13 protein-coding genes and 1 riboswitch are annotated in these 16,084 nt (G+C 40.2%); of the genes, 8 read left to right on the plus strand and 5 right to left on the minus strand.

Annotation, left to right across the window (positions count from 1 at the left end):
* Positions 1-259: 259 nt before the first annotated feature.
* Positions 260-1,063 (minus strand): transglutaminase-like domain-containing protein, encoded by an 804-nt coding sequence (locus tag AC4PHM_RS00370; protein ID WP_492018919.1) that lies wholly within the window; start codon positions 1,061-1,063, stop codon positions 260-262.
* A 13-nt stretch (positions 1,064-1,076) separates the two neighbouring features.
* A riboswitch (cyclic di-GMP riboswitch) is annotated at positions 1,077-1,152 on the minus strand.
* Positions 1,153-1,564: 412 nt separating this feature from the next.
* Here AC4PHM_RS00370 and AC4PHM_RS00375 point away from each other — a divergent pair.
* Positions 1,565-2,392 carry a peptidoglycan-binding domain-containing protein gene (locus AC4PHM_RS00375; protein ID WP_492018921.1) on the plus strand — a complete coding sequence of 276 codons (828 nt, stop codon included), beginning with the start codon at positions 1,565-1,567 and terminating at the stop codon, positions 2,390-2,392.
* 435 nt (positions 2,393-2,827) lie between these two features.
* A complete protein-coding gene (locus tag AC4PHM_RS00380; protein ID WP_492018922.1) occupies positions 2,828-4,291 on the plus strand; it encodes a peptidoglycan DD-metalloendopeptidase family protein in 1,464 nt (487 codons plus the stop codon).
* Between the two features lie 336 nt (positions 4,292-4,627).
* On the opposite strand, the gene arsA is transcribed toward AC4PHM_RS00380, so the two are convergent.
* The 3 genes from arsA to AC4PHM_RS00395 all read right to left on the minus strand — a co-directional run bounded on the left by arsA (position 4,628) and on the right by AC4PHM_RS00395 (position 7,229).
* On the minus strand, positions 4,628-6,364 hold the full coding sequence (gene arsA, locus AC4PHM_RS00385; protein WP_492018923.1) for an arsenical pump-driving ATPase: 1,737 nt from the start codon (positions 6,362-6,364) through the stop codon (positions 4,628-4,630).
* Between the two features lie 98 nt (positions 6,365-6,462).
* Positions 6,463-6,864: an arsenite efflux transporter metallochaperone ArsD gene (arsD, locus tag AC4PHM_RS00390; protein ID WP_492018924.1), complete on the minus strand. Its 402-nt coding sequence runs from the start codon at positions 6,862-6,864 to the stop codon at positions 6,463-6,465.
* A gap of 14 nt (positions 6,865-6,878) precedes the next feature.
* On the minus strand, positions 6,879-7,229 hold the full coding sequence (locus AC4PHM_RS00395; protein WP_492018925.1) for an ArsR/SmtB family transcription factor: 351 nt from the start codon (positions 7,227-7,229) through the stop codon (positions 6,879-6,881).
* Positions 7,230-7,946: 717 nt separating this feature from the next.
* Between AC4PHM_RS00395 and AC4PHM_RS00400 the strand changes: the two genes are divergently transcribed.
* The 6 genes from AC4PHM_RS00400 to AC4PHM_RS00425 all read left to right on the plus strand — a co-directional run bounded on the left by AC4PHM_RS00400 (position 7,947) and on the right by AC4PHM_RS00425 (position 14,278).
* Entirely contained in the window at positions 7,947-9,026 is a 1,080-nt protein-coding gene (locus tag AC4PHM_RS00400; protein ID WP_492018927.1) for a Fe(3+) ABC transporter substrate-binding protein, read from the plus strand.
* Complete coding sequence (locus tag AC4PHM_RS00405; protein WP_492018928.1) at positions 9,026-10,687, plus strand: ABC transporter permease; 1,662 nt, start codon at positions 9,026-9,028, stop codon at positions 10,685-10,687. The genes AC4PHM_RS00400 and AC4PHM_RS00405 overlap by 1 nt, the downstream gene beginning before the upstream one ends.
* Positions 10,684-11,304, plus strand: a complete 621-nt coding sequence (locus tag AC4PHM_RS00410) for an ABC transporter ATP-binding protein (protein WP_492018930.1) — start codon at positions 10,684-10,686, stop codon at positions 11,302-11,304. The genes AC4PHM_RS00405 and AC4PHM_RS00410 overlap by 4 nt, the downstream gene beginning before the upstream one ends.
* Positions 11,305-11,683: 379 nt before the next feature.
* Complete coding sequence (gene sigI, locus AC4PHM_RS00415; protein ID WP_492018932.1) at positions 11,684-12,412, plus strand: RNA polymerase sigma-I factor; 729 nt, start codon at positions 11,684-11,686, stop codon at positions 12,410-12,412.
* Positions 12,409-13,440, plus strand: a complete 1,032-nt coding sequence (locus AC4PHM_RS00420) for an anti-sigma factor domain-containing protein (protein WP_492018933.1) — start codon at positions 12,409-12,411, stop codon at positions 13,438-13,440. The genes sigI and AC4PHM_RS00420 overlap by 4 nt, the downstream gene beginning before the upstream one ends.
* Positions 13,441-13,918: 478 nt before the next feature.
* Positions 13,919-14,278, plus strand: coding sequence for a hypothetical protein (locus AC4PHM_RS00425; RefSeq protein WP_492018934.1), 360 nt, complete (start codon positions 13,919-13,921; stop codon positions 14,276-14,278).
* A 397-nt stretch (positions 14,279-14,675) separates the two neighbouring features.
* Here the strand turns inward: AC4PHM_RS00425 and AC4PHM_RS00430 are convergent, their stop codons facing one another.
* Positions 14,676-15,824, minus strand: a complete 1,149-nt coding sequence (locus AC4PHM_RS00430; RefSeq protein WP_492018935.1) for a recombinase family protein — start codon at positions 15,822-15,824, stop codon at positions 14,676-14,678.
* Positions 15,825-16,084: the final 260 nt, after the last annotated feature.

Here is a 16,084-nt window from a genome sequence, read left to right on the forward strand (position 1 = left end):
ATCGTACGATTTCACCTTAGAAAACTTTTCATTCTTTATAACAAAAAAATCAATACTCAAAACAATTATTATAATGAATAAGCTTTGTGTATAGACAAAAAATGAAGATAGTATAAAGATAAAAAAATCGCTGAAACGGCATTTATAGCGTTTCAGCGATTTTACCTCATTTTAGTCTTTTAACTCCAAAAGATAGCGAATTTTGGGTTGTGAAAACATAAAAAGAATTATCCGGTTTCAATTAGAAATGTTAACTAAATCAATAACTTTTAAGTGTCGTGAAGTCGACAGCGTTCTTTATCATATTGACGGTTTTACCTGCGGTTAGATAAGCACTGTCATAAGTAGTGTCGATCGTAATCCACTTGTCATCGGAGCTTAAGTAAACTTCATTCCACGCGTGGTATATTGTGATGTACTTGCTATAGCCCATATTGATTTTAGCAGGTATATCAATACTTCTCAGCATGGCGGCCATGACTGCGGAGTAATCGTAACATATGCCGGCATTCGCTGCGAGAACAGCATCCACATCAGGCACATATCCACTTTGTACTGTCTTTGCACGATTGTAATCATATTTGATATTCCTGGTAATATAGGTATACACCGCTTTGATTTTCTCTTCGTCGGTTTTGGCGTTCTCGGTCAACTTCTTTGCGAGTGCGACTACTTCATTATTCGTAGAAAACTTGACGATTGGATTGGAGGTCAAAAACGGTTCAAAACTTTGGATACCAGATGCGCTTATAGTAAGGGTATCCAAGCGCGTGTAGCTGGTGCCTGAAACGTTCTTGAGTAGAGCGATGGTGTATGTGCCGTCGCCCATCTGAAGCGGGATGGATTCATCCGCGAGGGACTGCACATCATAGTAGTACTTGGTGTCGCCTTTTTGAACGAGGACTTTCAATTTAGCAGTCGTGTTGACGTTGACTTTAAGTTCAACAACGCCGTCTGCGGCTTTGGCACTATTCACAGTCCAGTCAGATGGAGCGGCAAAGGAAGCTGCCGGTGCGGCCAAGACAGTCGCTGCCACGATCATAGACAGAAGTTTTTTTAACACAAAAAACTCTCCTTTCGGTAGCTGGCTGCCATTTTACAGGCCCTTTAGCTTTGCGTCCCAGCCTTTCGACTGGTTTGCCTTTATCGGTGGAAAGTAATCTAACCCACCATATAGAATTGTGAGTTCATTTTATCACAATCATCTGATAATTACAAGTGAGTGAGAATGGCAAAATGTTTTGAGGACTGTAACAAAGTTATGGGGTATGGTTTGTAGATGGGAAGTATCTGTAGAACCTGTTATTCAATTTGTTGTGATTAAATACATACATTTTAAGAGGCGAAATGAGCGTTATTACCTTAAAATATAAGTCTAATATATGGATTTGAAATTTCAGATAGGCGTCATTTCGATATTATGTTAAACTATAAAGGATGTATTTTCTTCGAAACTGAAAAGCGGGGGCAGAAATACTTTGGGGTGAAACTGCGTAAATGGTTGGATAAATTCATTCATCATACGCGTCAACTAACCGCGTTAGCCTAAAAAGAGGAGGAAATTATGAACTTGAGGAAAAGAATTGCTGCATTAACCATTACGCTGATACTTTCTACAGTGGCATTTCAGACTACATACGCCTATACAAATGGCGTTGTTTTAAAGCAGGGTTTAAGAAGTCAAGACGTATCAGATTTACAGAACGATTTGAAACAACTCGGTTATTTTGCTGTTGAACCAACTGGTTATTTTGGTACTATAACGAAGTCATCCGTCGCCAGCTTTCAAAAAGCCTATGGTTTGACGGTGGATGGTGTTGCTGGTGCGAAAACTATTGGCAAACTCACCAGTCTTTTAAGTGCTGATAAGCCGATTTCCAGGGGTGGCATCTCTCGAGTAGATGCAATTGGTACAAAAAATGTGCAAAAATTGCCGTGGTATGGCGAAGTTGAGAACATTTACGCCAGAGGTGATGTCGCTACAGTTATTGATGTTGAAACAGGAATGAAAATGCAAATCAAACGTACATATGGTGGAAACCATGCTGATGTAGAAACGTTGACCAAAGAGGATACAAATATTTTGAAGAAGGCTGTAGGTGGCGTTTGGAACTGGACCAGGCGCCCGGTAATTGTCGAAATTGATGGGTATAGAATAGCAGGATCTATGACGGCAATGCCGCATGCTGGTAGAGATGACAAGCCCGCGACGGTAGTTGTTGATAATAGAAGCGGAGGATATGGGACTGGGAATAATCTGGATGCGGTTAAAGGGAATGGAATGGATGGGCAATTTGACATTCATTTTTTGAACAGTCGGACGCACTCCACAAATAAGGTTGACACAAAGCACCAGGATGCAATTAAGAGAGCATTTGAGTCAGGGATGTAGTTGAAAAACAATTTGAGGGGAGAGTGCAGGTAGAGGACTTGTAAAGAGAAATCTCATGTTAGCATCATTTCCCAATAATTTTGAGTGTGTTAAGTTAGTAGTGAGAAGTTATTGATCATGTAGGAAACTAAACCATATTGAAAACAGAAATGCAAAAATACCATGTAATTTTGAAATGGAGTCTTTGAGCATTAGAATACTTTTTAATGTGCACCAAATTAGACCATTTTTACCGATATGTGAAATTTGGATATCCCGAGCGAACTATTGAAAACAAGACGTTTCAATTGATTTAATGTGATATTTTAATTTTTTTCCGTAGTTTGATTTTGTAATAATTTTGGAAATGTTTTTATGGTACCATAATTTAGTAACTGAAAAAACATCTGATTCCGATCTCGAGTATCTAAAATCTAAAGAACGTAGGAGTGAATTATGCAGCTGAAACAGTTCAAGAAATGGATTAAAATGTGTTTCGAATCTGGTAAAGCTAAGCTGTGCCATAAATCGGATAAAACATTGAAAAAACATGACAGACCTGTTGTTTCCCCTGCAGATTTCGATAATCGCGTCGATTTCTTCAAACGCAACCGCTGTGCTTTTACTTTGTCTTCGGCGGTACTTGTTGTTTTAATTTCAAGTGTATTTACACTGGGTACTGGCACTTTTACATCTGATCAATTTAAGATTTTTCAAACTTCAAAAGCAAATGTTGCAGAAGTGCGATCACCCAAGCAGGTAATGCTTGCATCGAACTTTGAAGATGTCAGTTTAACTAAAAAGACACCATTGATCCAGGAAGGACTCGAGAAATCAACGGTACAAATTGAGGAGATCGTGGAAAATTCGGTGAGTTTTGACTCGCCTGCTTTGGAAGGCTATACTGTCAAAATTAACAAAGTAGAGTATGGCTTTTTTAAGACAGAGAGTGAGGCGCAAAGCGTGATCGATACGCTGATGTCAACTTACGCGACAGACAAAGATATAGTAGAAGCTTACTTTAAAGAAACTGTAGAAGTGGCTTCAACAAGAAAAGAAGCTGGACTATTCAAAGAGTTCAGCTTGCCAGAAAGGTCAGTAGATTACATCAAGAGAGGTACAAACAAAAAAAAGATCCACGTCGTTAATTCGGGCGAAAACTTCTGGACTATTTCCCAAAAGTATCTGATTGCAGTGGAAGATCTCGAGAAAGCTAATCCCAATATCACGCCAGAAAAACTTCAAGTAGGCACAGAAATTAACTTGATAGTTCCAACTTCACTTTTAACAGTAAGAACGGTAGAAAAAACGGTATATCAAGAACCAATTCCTCATGATACGGCTTATCAAGATGATTCGTCAAAATTTAAAGGTGACAGCTTCGTAATTACTTCTGGTTCAAATGGTGAACGAGAAGTCGTTGCAAAAGTCATAAGAGAAAATGGAGTCGAGATCAAAAGAGAAATAATCAGTGAAAAGGTCATCCTGGAGCCTACAACTAAAGTTGTTGCTAAGGGGACTAAAGAACGACCACCTTCAATAGGCTCGGGTGTATTAGCAAAACCTATTTCCCGTGGCACAATAACATCTCCATTTGGCACACGTTGGGGTAGACGACATACTGGCATTGATGTTGGACTTCCTACGGGTTCGTCGATTAAAGCTGCAGATGGCGGGACGGTTATATATTCAGGTTATGATAGTGGTTACGGATATGCCATACGAATCAGTCACGGAGATGGTATGGTCACATTATACGCACACAATTCAAAACTTTTGGTAAAAAAGGGCGACAAGGTCTACAAGGATCAAAAAATTGCATTGAGTGGAAATTCTGGTAGAAGTACAGGACCGCATCTTCATTTCGAAGTTAGAGTTGATGGTGTTCCAAAAAATCCTTTAAACTATATAAAAATGTAATAAATTAATGTATGATTTCTAAATTATGATACAGACCTTGTAAAGTGGACACTTAATAAGTACCTTTATAAGGTCATTTTTATTTGGCTCGTTTTGGATCGTTACTTGTAAGACTTTACATCATTTTGGGAGCTTTAGCCTTTGTTCAATGTATATTGCTTAATCCAGTCTACAACTGTGGTTTAAATCATAATTCACCAAATGCCCCAAAAAAAGAATTAAGCCGATAGTCGAAAGATCATACGACTATCGGCTTAATTCTTACTTCTCAAATGTGAAAGTGGCGCTTGTCAGACCAAATGCTCTTGACATAACTTTCCACCTCGTTCTTCTAATTTACGAGATATCAGACGCATTCATTCGCCATTCCTGAGGAGTCCACTTAATGACGGCTGCAGAACCTCGGGCGTGGTCCCTGATCCTTCGGATCCATTCCAGCTCATGGCTGCCCTTGGCTTTCAACAAGGTGTTTGAGGTCTCAGCTGCATAAAGCGAGGCGTTGATAACCCACCAATTTGTATAGATGCCAGCGCGTTTTAAATCCTCTTCGAGACGTTTAGCTTCATAAAACGGTGTCGCTTCTGCAAGGCTGACAATCACGACCTCTGTTTCATGAGGGTCACGAAGTCTAGGCAGGAGTCTTTTGACCGATTCTGGGATATCCCCCTGGGAACGCTGAATCTCACGATGATAGCTTTGTGTCGCATCGAGCAGCAGTAGTGTATGTCCGGTCGGCGCTGTATCAACGACCACAATCTCATGTGATGCTTTGTCCACAATTTCGGCGAAAGCTCTGAAAACCGCAATCTCTTGAGTGCAAGGCGATCTAAGGTCTTCTTCAATGTATGCCAAGTCCTCTTCGGACATTTCGTCACGCGCCTTGCTTAAAACCTCTTCACGGTATTTATCAAGCTCAATTTTTTCATCAATATGACTCATAGTAAGACCGGCACGCTCCTGCGCCACCCATTTCAAATGCGCCGCTGGATCCGTTGTAGTCAAATGGACCTTTTTTCCTTGCTCCAGAAGACCGTGGGCAATCTTGGCTGCAATGGAAGTCTTGCCAACACCGCCTTTTCCCATAGTGAAAATGACCTTCTTGTTTTTCGTAACCAAATCCTGGATGACATTCTCTAAATTCAATAAATCCTCAACTCTGTCTGTCGCTGCCTCGAAAACAGAATCCTCAGCTCTCAAAAACGCTCTGACTTTTTCGACACCAGTGACGTTATACGCTCTTAAAGGGATCTGACTTTGATCCAAGCTCCGGAGCAGTTCAGGCATTGTGCCCAGTGCGTCGCGTTGAAGTTCAAAGAGTTTTTGAGACATAGCGTCGTCATACTCTGACAGCATTCCATTAAGAATTAAGATTTGATTCTCTACACCAATCTCCTTCAACTCTCGGGATGCTCGCTCAGCCTCATTCAGTGGCGCTGTTTCAGGTCTGGCGACGAGCACCAGTGTCGTCTTGTTCTGATCTGATAGTGTTTCCATTGCGCTACGGTAGATCTCCTTTTTGTCCTCAAGACCAGACAGTTGCCCAAGACAGGAAGCGCCATGGGTGTTCTCACTGATAAAGTTGCTCCAGGCGGATGGCAGCTGCAGCATTCTCAGTGTATGACCGGTTGGTGCTGTATCAAAGAGAATATGATCGTAAGTGTCTTGTATTTCAGTGTCCGTCAACAAATTGGAAAATTCATTGAACGCTGCAATTTCAACAGTGCATGAACCAGAAAGCTGTTCCGCCATGGAGTCAATCACTGCTTCCGGCAGCTTGCCTCTGTAGGGACCTATAACCCGCTCTTTATAGTCTTCTGCCGCTTGCAGTGGGTCTAAGTTCGCGACTACGAGATTCGGAACTTCTTCAAGGGTCGTCCAAGTGTTTGTGATTTCAATGTCAAAGACATCCTGGAGATTCGAAGCCGGGTCTGTGCTGACGAGGAGAATTTTTTTGCCACCATCGGCTAAATGCACTGCAGTGGCGCAAGCGGTCGATGTCTTTCCAACGCCGCCTTTTCCTGTAAAGAAAATATATTTAGAATAAGTTAAACTCTCCGGATTAAACAATTTCATAGTAGGATCGCTTCCTTTCAGGTGGTAAACGGTTCGTTTTATTTAAATAGATATCAGCGTAACCGAAGCGTAGTCATACATTATGGCGGTGAATAGGTTTAGCAGCAACCGCTGTTTGGATCACAACCGCCGACATTTTTTAGCCTAAAACCTCGGAGCGGTCGCTTGACCGAAGTGGCTGCTACGTTCAACGTAAGCTTCACGTCAAGTTTTTCTTTAAGTTCCGCATTGCTGAGGTAGCGGCCAGTCTCGACAATTTCACCCTGAATCAGAGTTACAGGCAGCACCTCAACTCCTTTTGACATTAGTAGTTTATTGACTGCAGTATTTTCAATAAAAGCCTGAGGATTGCTCGAGAGATTGAATCGCTCTGTTTTAATGCCGGCTTTTTCAAGCTGTTGGACTACAGAAGACATTCTGAGTAGCTCAGGGTCAACTGACACGCCGCAAATTCCCGTTGGGCAGCACATTGCAGGTTCGTAAACAACAAAAGTTTTCATTATAATGTCTCCTTTTAAAGTGTGATTGTAGGTGAAGCGCATAGTTCTGCCTGGGTTTTTCCGCTGTTAAGGCGCTCCAGATCCGCGATGAACTGCGGCTCCTTGTTTAGTTGTTCCTTAAGATGCTGATAAAGATACGAATTATGATCGACGAATTCCGGATTCATAGAATAATAAACCCACTGTGCTTTCTTGGAATAACCTACAATGCCAGCTGATTTCAACTTGTTTAGGTGTCTCGAGACGTTTGTCTGGCTCATGGATAAAACCGCCTCAATTTCACAGACACACAACTCACGCAGCAGAAGAAGATTCAAAATTCGTAAGCGGCTCTCATCACTTAGTGCTTTATAGATCTCAGTCACTTTTCACAAACCCCTTTAATTAAAAAGTTCATTCATGCATTCTTATATTCGTGTATTCAAATATAAGAATAATGGTTTCAGCAAAGAATGTCAAGTTTCATTAATTAATTAAAGTGTTATCATGGTGCACTGACTCATGAATCCATTGGGGATAAGTTGAAAAATACAGTCAACAGATATTTTAAAAGAGCATTTATGAGATGATGATTTTCTAAGAAAAATCGATAACTGGTACTCGCCATTTCGCTAGTGTGCCATAGAATATATAACGTTGTAATATTAATAAATTTAAGTGTGAAAGATACTGATCATAGTACAACACAAAGCAAATGCCCATAATTAAAAAAGAATGAGTATTTTGGTATTTTTAAGTGTTTGATCCCAAATATGCCATAACATGTTCACACGAGTCCTTTATAAATAGTGGACAGATATCGACAGTTCAATCAGATCATGCAAATTAGTGTAATCGAATCTAGTAAGATCATTTTGGACTCCGGTTGCATCACTAAAATTCTTAAGTGAATTGCTATTTGTACGAATTCATTTAAGGTTATGCTTTAATATTACTTTTAGACATATTAGGCTAAATCATATTGAGATATTTGTCGAAAAAAGTCGAGTGACATTCAAATAATGGGTTGACGCTCCGAAAAGTATATGTAATACTAATTAAGTGAAAAAGATAATCATTATCAATTGCATTGGAGGGTTAACATGAAATTATTTGGAGCAATAATACTTACATCACTTACCATACTCAGCGCCCTGTTTCTTGGAGGATGTGCACCAGCGACAGAGCCGACTGAGCCCGCGCAACCTGCAGCTATGGCGCCAACTGAGACACAAATCGTAAATTTATACACAGACCGCCACTATGATTCAGATGATCTGCTCTACCAGAGCTTTACAGAAGAGACCGGCATCCAGGTCAATGTTGTCAAAGGTAAATCGGATGAGCTGATAGAGCGTCTCAAGACAGAGGGTGCAGATACTGAGGCGGACTTGTTTATTACCGCGGATGTCGGTCGACTATACAGAGCCGAGAGCGCTGGACTTCTTCAGCCCATCGAAAGCGAATTGCTCAGCACCAACATTCCTAAAAATTTGAGAGACCCGGACGGAAACTGGTTTGGCCTTACGAAGCGTGCCCGTGTGATTGTTTACGCAAAGGACCGCGTTAATCCTGACGAGCTCTCCACTTATGAAAACTTAACGGATTCAAAATGGCAGGGACGCATTCTCGTTCGAGGCGCGGACAGCATTTACAATCAAACTTTGCTTGCGTCATTGATCGAAATCATGGGTGAAGCAGAAGCCAAAATCTGGGCTGAAGGGATTGTTCGAAACCTCGCCAGAGAGCCAAAAGGCGGTGACCGGGATCAGGCAAAGGCTATTGCTGCTGGCGAAGGTGACATTGCCATAATGAACACATATTATTTGGGACTCATGTTGAATGGCACAGATCCTGAAGAAAGAAAAGTTGTAGAGGGCTTAGGCGTCTTTTTCCCGGATCAAGAGGGAAATGGCACCCATATTAATGTTTCCGGCGGCGGGGTAGTCAATGGTTCAAAAAATAAGGACAATGCAGTTAAACTCCTCGAATTTTTAGCAAGTGAAAAAGCGCAAACCTCTTATGCTGAGGCGAACTATGAGTACCCAGTGCTCAGCGGCATACCGGCAGCTGACTTCCTGAATACACTGGGCACCTTTAAAGAACAATCCCTTGATCTTTCGAGACTGGGCGAGTTAAATGCGGAGGCTGTCAGGCTGCTCGCAGAAGCAGGCTGGAAGTAATGTCTTTTGGTCAAGACAGGAGAAAGGTTGGCGCTGTCAAAGCGCTGGCCTTTCTCTCTCTCATTTTGATCAGTCTGCCCGTGCTGGCTATACTGTTCAAAATTGAACTGGCAGCGACGCCGGAGTGGCTGCATTTCAAGGAATTTTTACTCAAGGATACGGTTTACAACACTGTCTATCTCATAGTGTTTTCCCTGTTCTTTTCAGCAGTGCTGGGTGTCCTGGCGGCAGTTTCAGTGGCTCTTTTTGATTTCCCCTTGAAGCGGTTTTTCAAGTGGTTTTTCTATATGCCATTGGCCATACCGCCCTATATAGCCGCCTACGTATTCGCAGGCATGACAGGTTATACTGGGGTCATCCAGCGAACCCTAAGGACTTTTGAAATTCCATTCAAATCGGAGCATCTGGATCTTATGAATCTCAGGGGTGCTGTGCTGATTTATTCGATTACACTGTTTCCCTATGTATACGGACCTGTACGCGCATTTTTAGAACATCACTCAGGAGGGATGATCGAAGTTTCCCGCGTTCATGGCCATTCACCCGTAAAGATTTTTCTGAAAGTGATCCTCCCGTTAGCGCGGATGCCGATGGTCGGCGGACTCACCCTCATCATGATGGAAATTTTGGGTGACTACGGTGTGGTGCGCTACTTCAACATTCGCACAGTGAGTTCGGCGATCTTCAGTTCCTGGTTTGGATCCGGAACAACTATAGTGGCGCTGCGCCTGTCCTTTTATATGATGCTGTTGATTGTGGCATTTCAAGGCTTTGAAAGCTTCAACCGAGGCCGAAGGCGCTATCACCTGTCTGGTCAACAGCCTAGATTATTGGAGCCCATACCCTTAAAGGGGTTATTACGCTGCGGCGTAACGATGGGACTCTTCGTGGTTTCTCTCGTCGTGTTCTTTATCCCGGTGGGACAGATGGCTGTCTGGTCAGTGAAGTCCTATAGTTTAGTGAGGTTGGATCAACTCGTTCAAATTATTTACAACACCTTATTCTATAGTCTCCTTGCCAGCTTGATCATTTTGGCTATCAATTTGCTGATCGTACAAGTGCGGCGCTGGCAGTTCGATCAAAAAGGCAAGCTTATGGATCAAGTGGTTCAGATGGGGTACGCTATTCCCGGCGCCATCATTGCCATTGGTGCCATGGTCATTTTCGTGGGATTGGATCAGTGGCTCTATCCGGTCTACGTTTTGTTCAATCCCGAATCCAAAAAACTTTTATTAAGTACGAGCACCGTGCTACTGGTCTATGCTTTTGTCGTGCGTTATATGGCTGCAGGTTATAACAGTGTGCACTCCGGGTTTTCGAAAATAGGCATTAAATATAGCGAAGCTGCATCAACCCTCAGGAAAGGAAGATTTTATACGCTGGTGAAAGTTGAGTTGCCTATGGTTAAAACGTCACTTATATCCGGATTTTTGCTGACCTTTATCGATATTTTAAAAGAACTGCCACTAACGTTACTGCTGAGGCCATATAATTTTAATACACTGGCCAGCCGTGCTTATGAGTACGCTAACGACGAACGCATTATGGAGGCTTCTGTGCCAGCACTGATGATTATCTCTCTCAGTGTCGCAGCGCTAATGATCTTTGCAGGTATTCATCAGAAAAAATTTAGAAGGATCCAGGAAGAGGTGAAGCTATGAATTTGTCTATAGAGCAGCTAAATTTTCAGTATAAAAACTCAAGGGAACGAATTTTTGAGAATTTTACACTAAGCGTTCAGGAAGGGCAGATTCTCGCGATTCTTGGAAAGAGTGGGAGTGGAAAAAGCACCTTGCTCAGGATCATTGCGGGACTGGAAGAGAACGCTAGAGGGACTATTCGTATTGGTGAAAAACTTGTGCAGAGCCGGGATGTTTTCGTTCCTGTTGAGAAAAGAAAAGTAGGCTTTGTGTTCCAGGATTACGCTTTATTCCCATTTATGACGGTTTCTCAAAATATTGCTTTTGGAATGAGGGTCAAAGATAAGAGAAAGCTGGAATCGCTTTTCAGCCTGGCTCAGCTTGAAGGACTGGAGAAACGCTACCCCCATGAACTCAGTGGAGGGCAGCAGCAGCGAACCGCCTTGGCACGAGCCCTGGCAGGAGAACCGGATTTGCTGCTGATGGATGAGCCGTTCAGCAATTTGGACAGCGCCTTGGTCATGGATTTAAGGATGGATTTGAAGAGAATTATTAAGAGTCAAAGATTGACAACCCTCTTGGTGACCCATGATTCGGAAGATGCGTTAGCACTTGCGGATCAAACCTTGATGTTGTGAGACTCGAGGATCTAAGTTTTTGGCAGAAATCAGTATTCTAAATATTTACAAACCACTCACTACGTGATTCAGCTCTAAAATAGATCCGGTCTTTATGCAGTGAGTGGATTTTAGTTGATTAAGTCAATGAAATCCATTGATGAATTCAAAAAGAATTTTACATTTTAAGATTTCATATAAAGATGAAAAGTCGATATGACTTACATACTTTGTAAAATGATTAGTAATTTTTTGATGCTGCTTTTCAAAATGAATTGATTAAATGTATTTCAAGTAAAAATGTTAATTAATATTCAATATAATTTTTTTTAAAAGACACACCTAAAATCAGATGAATATACGAATGTATTAATAGGAATGTCTATCAGGAGTGTTAATAATGGAAGAAAAAGATACAGTAGATTTACTTGTTAAAAAAGCAAAAAACGACTTTTTAGCTCGAGAGAAGTTGTTTCATGAGTATAGACCTCAAATCAAGTCTATCGCTTCGAGCATTTGCAAGCGAAATCTTAGTTGGGATAATGATGATGAACTTAGTATCAGTCTTATTGCTTTTAATGATGCAATTGATACTTATGATAAATCAAAAGGAATGAAGTTTATTAGTTATGCTAGAATGTTAATTCATAATAGATTAGTTGATTATTTTCGCAGCGAATCCCGATTCGTTCACGAATCCTTAGATTTAGTTGGCGAGGATCAGGAAGTAAATGAATTTGAAAAAACGCAGGCATTTGATGAGTATAGAAAAAAACAAGAAAATGATAATTTAAGTGAGACTATGGCTATATTTGACTCGAGTCTTTTGGAGTATGGTATCTCTTTAGAAGATTTAGTAAAAATATCACCAAAACATAGAGATACTAGACAAAAACTTATGAGAGTAGCTCAGTCTTTAGTCGATGAACCAATTTTATTATCGAAATTAAAACAAAATAAGAAGCTGCCTATAAAAGAGTTAAAAATATATACAGGGCTTAGCCTTAGGGTTTTGGAAAAAGGAAGAAAATATATCATAGCATTAACGATGATATTGAGTGACGATAGCTATTCTGAAATAAAAAATTTCATTAACTTTCCAAAAACTGAAGGTGGTAATATATTATGAAAACATCACAGGCAAAAGTTTTAAAAATAGATAAAAAATATGCTGTAGTTGTAACTAATGATGGAGAGTTTATTCGAACACATCTACCAAAGGATAATATATTGGTGGGAGATATAATTGAAGTTCCCAACAAAAAGCAGATTGATTATAAGAGATTTAATCCCTATGCTGCTATAGCTGCCATACTTCTTATTGCTATAAGTTTGGGATTTTTTAACTCTGTCCTAACCCATCCAGCTTATGCATCTGTAGCATTAGATATAACGAATAGCAGTATAGAAATAACTGTTGATCAGAAAAATGCAATCGTGAAGGCGGTATCTAAAAGTGAACAAGGTAAAATGATTTTAAAAGATCTAGATATAAAAGGAATGGATATTTACAGTGGAATTAACTTAATAACAAATAAAGCTGTAAACTTAGGCTACTTTAGTCCTGAAGAAAAAAATCTTGCTATAGCAACTGTTGTTCCGGCGCAAGATAAAGAAAGTCAAAAAAATATTGATTTAGAAAGGCTAATGACCATTATTCATGATGAGATGCTTAAATATAAATATGATGGCTATGTAATTGTAAATGAAGGGAATACCGAGATTATGAAAAGAGCACATGACAAAAATCTTTCAGTAAATAAATATATGCTACAGGAAAAATCAAAGGAGTATAATATAAATCTGCCAGATCAAACAATCAGAAATAAATCAACTACAGATATAATGAAAGAATACAATTTAGATATGCAAAAAATATCGCCGGATAACTGGTGTGAAATCTATGAGAATAATTCTAGTTATCCCAATGGAAATAATCAAATTAATAGAAATAGTTGGGATGTGCAGCCTAATGCACCTGAGAATGAACCAGTTTTAGAAGAGAATCAAGAACCGCAAGATAGTACAAATTATACACCTGATAGTCATCGAAATGACTGGATGGACGATAATAAAGATCAATGGCAAAATCACCAAAACAATTGGATGGATAAAAATCAAAATCAGTTTATGAATAATATGTGGAGAAACAACTAGCGATAATTTTTTCAAGCATATAGGGTAGCTGAGGTTATCCTATATTTTTTGAATTATTCACTCAATAACTGAAAGCATAAAATATTTTTTGATACCCACCTAAAGCTAGTATCTTCTACGAATGAGTTAGTAGATAGTAAAAGAAAATTCATTTTCAAAATAGTCCATGGAGGGGGTAGGGGCAGATAATAATCGATTTAAAAGGAATTCTGAAATAATAAAAAAATTTAGACAAATCTAAATGACATTAGAAAATACGAGGAGGAATATAATATGAAAAGTATGAAATATTTAATAGCCTGAAAAATTAGCAATTCTAACAAAAACAGCGGTTTAAATAATTTCAGATGAACTACAACCTTTTCTAATAATACAAGTATTACAGTAGACATTAAAGATAAGGCAATGGAGGCACAATCAATAACTCTAAAAAAAATAGTTTCAACTAATAATTTTAAAATACAAGGAGGTTTACTTAATGAGAAAGTTAATAAGTTTATCAATAATAGCTGTTTTAATTTTATCCATGGGTACTTTGGCATTTGCAGCAGAGGATAATAATGCACAAAGTGAGATTCCAAGCTGGTATAAGGATATGATTAAATGGCGAGAAGAGCAAATACAAAATGCACAACAAAATGGAACCATAACAAATGAACAAGCTCAATACTGGATTGCGTCCAATGATTACATGCGATGGTTTAATAACCCAAATGGATTTGATAATCAAAGTTGGATGGGTTATGGAGGAGCATACGGTAGCGGGTATGTTCCATCAGTGACTCAAAACTATGTTCCAAGTAGGATGAACACATATTGTCATGGCGTGGGTTGGTAATAGCAAAAACAGTATGTGGTCAATAATTACATGGATTTTTAATAGTAATTCTCCATGAAGTAATAGGTTAAAACAAAGTACTTAGATAGTCAACAAAGTGACTTGGCGGATTATTAAAGCCTTAAAAGGATGAAGTACCAAAGACTATGCGAAATATCCAGCATGAAATGCATTAGACAAAGTAACATACACTGATTAAGGTTCTTAAATTATGAGGTTAAATCGTCAAAGCCTTACTTGGTAATATAGTAATCGAAATGAACGTTACTACTATTGGTCAAAGCTCGTTAGCTATGAAGGGCACTTGCCAAGTCATGAATCAAACTAATAGTAATTCATTAAGCCCCCCTTTATAAGCCACTAGCCAGTCATCTTGACAAAACTAGTGGCTTTTTTTCTACCCCTCTACCTCCATCCCATCCTTAAAACAAAACCTCAAGCCCCCATCCTCCTTTACCACCACCTTCTGGGTCGTCAGAGTCCAGAGCCTCTCATCAAACTCATCAAGCACCCGACCACAGCCTTCAATATCCCGAATAAACCCTTTAAGTGTATGGCCACGACTCTGCCTCTCGCTCTTCATATCTTCAAGTGCCGTAACCCTCTCAGTTGCTTTCTCATGCCGCGCCACGTAAGCCTCATGCTGTTTTTCCCACTCGTCTTGACTCATGGCTTTATGAGCGTTTTCGTAAATAGCTTTATTCGATTCTTCGACGACTGCCGCTATCTCGTCATGCAGTTTATCGATTTCTGAGTCGATCTCAGTGTTGTCGGCTAGGTGTTCGATTGCGATTTCGCAGTTCTTGATGAGCTCATCCTTAACTCCGAAGAGTGTGTTAAAGGCTATAACAAATTTTTCTTTCACTTCATCTTCAGTGACATAAGGGGTAGAGCATCTGTCTATCCCTTTATACTTGTCGTTACACTGCCAGATAACCTTACGGTGTTTGGTATTGGAGGCCCAGACCTTAGGGCCATAGTACCCACCACACTCAGAGCAGACAAGCTTTGCTGAAAGTGGATTTTGACAGCCGTTTGGCCTGCCTAGCTTTTTTCGCCTCTGGAGCTCAACCTGCACGGCTTCAAACTCATCCGGTGAAATGATGGCAGGGTGGCTGTTCTGGACGTAGTACCGTGGAATTTCTCCATTGTTAACTACCATCTTTTTTGTTAAGAAGTCCGCACAATAGGTTTTTTGAAGAAGCGCATCGCCAGAATATTTCTCATTAGTTAGGATGGACTCAACCGTTCCAACTTGCCATCTTTTCTTGCCAGCAGGGGAGGGGATCTCTTTAGCTGTCAGGTGCCGTGCGATGTAGGAACACGTTTTTCCTTCTATAAATAAGCGGTAGATTAGCCGTATTACCTGCGCCTGGCTTTCTACAATTTTAGGCGTACCGTCTTCACCTTTTTCATAGCCCAGGAAATGTTTATAAGGCATGGTGACTTTACCATCGGCGAAACGCTTGCGGTGGCCCCATGCCACGTTTTCGGAGATTGACCTACTTTCTTCCTGGAAACACCCACAACAATTGATAAAATGCACCCTCCCATCCTAATGTTCAACGATTTAAAGGAAGGGGAGGGTGCATTTTTGTTTTGAGGGGTGCAAAATGGGAATTGTGCCCAGTTGGGGTTTTGTGTAAAATTTACGCGTTATTTTCGTGTGCGTAAATATACATTTGCAATTCTGAACATACATTTTCGATTGTCTGTATTCGCTAGACCTGTTGCAACTACACGATTTCCAATATAACTTGACTTATTGCGTCTCCAGAGTGATTACTACGTTAAGCGGCGAAGCGT

The sequence above is a fragment of the Acidaminobacter sp. QWL-03 genome (assembly GCF_058683855.1).

What these genes read in the sequence shown, in the direction of transcription:
- AC4PHM_RS00375 (WP_492018921.1), top strand. Translation starts at nt 1,565, where the DNA reads ATGAACTTGAGGAAAAGAATTGCTGCATTAACCATTACGCTGATACTT.
- AC4PHM_RS00380 (WP_492018922.1), top strand. Translation starts at nt 2,828, where the DNA reads ATGCAGCTGAAACAGTTCAAGAAATGGATTAAAATGTGTTTCGAATCT.
- arsA (WP_492018923.1), bottom strand. Translation starts at nt 6,364, where the DNA reads ATGAAATTGTTTAATCCGGAGAGTTTAACTTATTCTAAATATATTTTC.
- arsD (WP_492018924.1), bottom strand. Translation starts at nt 6,864, where the DNA reads ATGAAAACTTTTGTTGTTTACGAACCTGCAATGTGCTGCCCAACGGGA.
- AC4PHM_RS00400 (WP_492018927.1), top strand. Translation starts at nt 7,947, where the DNA reads ATGAAATTATTTGGAGCAATAATACTTACATCACTTACCATACTCAGC.
- AC4PHM_RS00405 (WP_492018928.1), top strand. Translation starts at nt 9,026, where the DNA reads ATGTCTTTTGGTCAAGACAGGAGAAAGGTTGGCGCTGTCAAAGCGCTG.
- AC4PHM_RS00410 (WP_492018930.1), top strand. Translation starts at nt 10,684, where the DNA reads ATGAATTTGTCTATAGAGCAGCTAAATTTTCAGTATAAAAACTCAAGG.
- sigI (WP_492018932.1), top strand. Translation starts at nt 11,684, where the DNA reads ATGGAAGAAAAAGATACAGTAGATTTACTTGTTAAAAAAGCAAAAAAC.
- AC4PHM_RS00420 (WP_492018933.1), top strand. Translation starts at nt 12,409, where the DNA reads ATGAAAACATCACAGGCAAAAGTTTTAAAAATAGATAAAAAATATGCT.
- AC4PHM_RS00425 (WP_492018934.1), top strand. Translation starts at nt 13,919, where the DNA reads ATGAGAAAGTTAATAAGTTTATCAATAATAGCTGTTTTAATTTTATCC.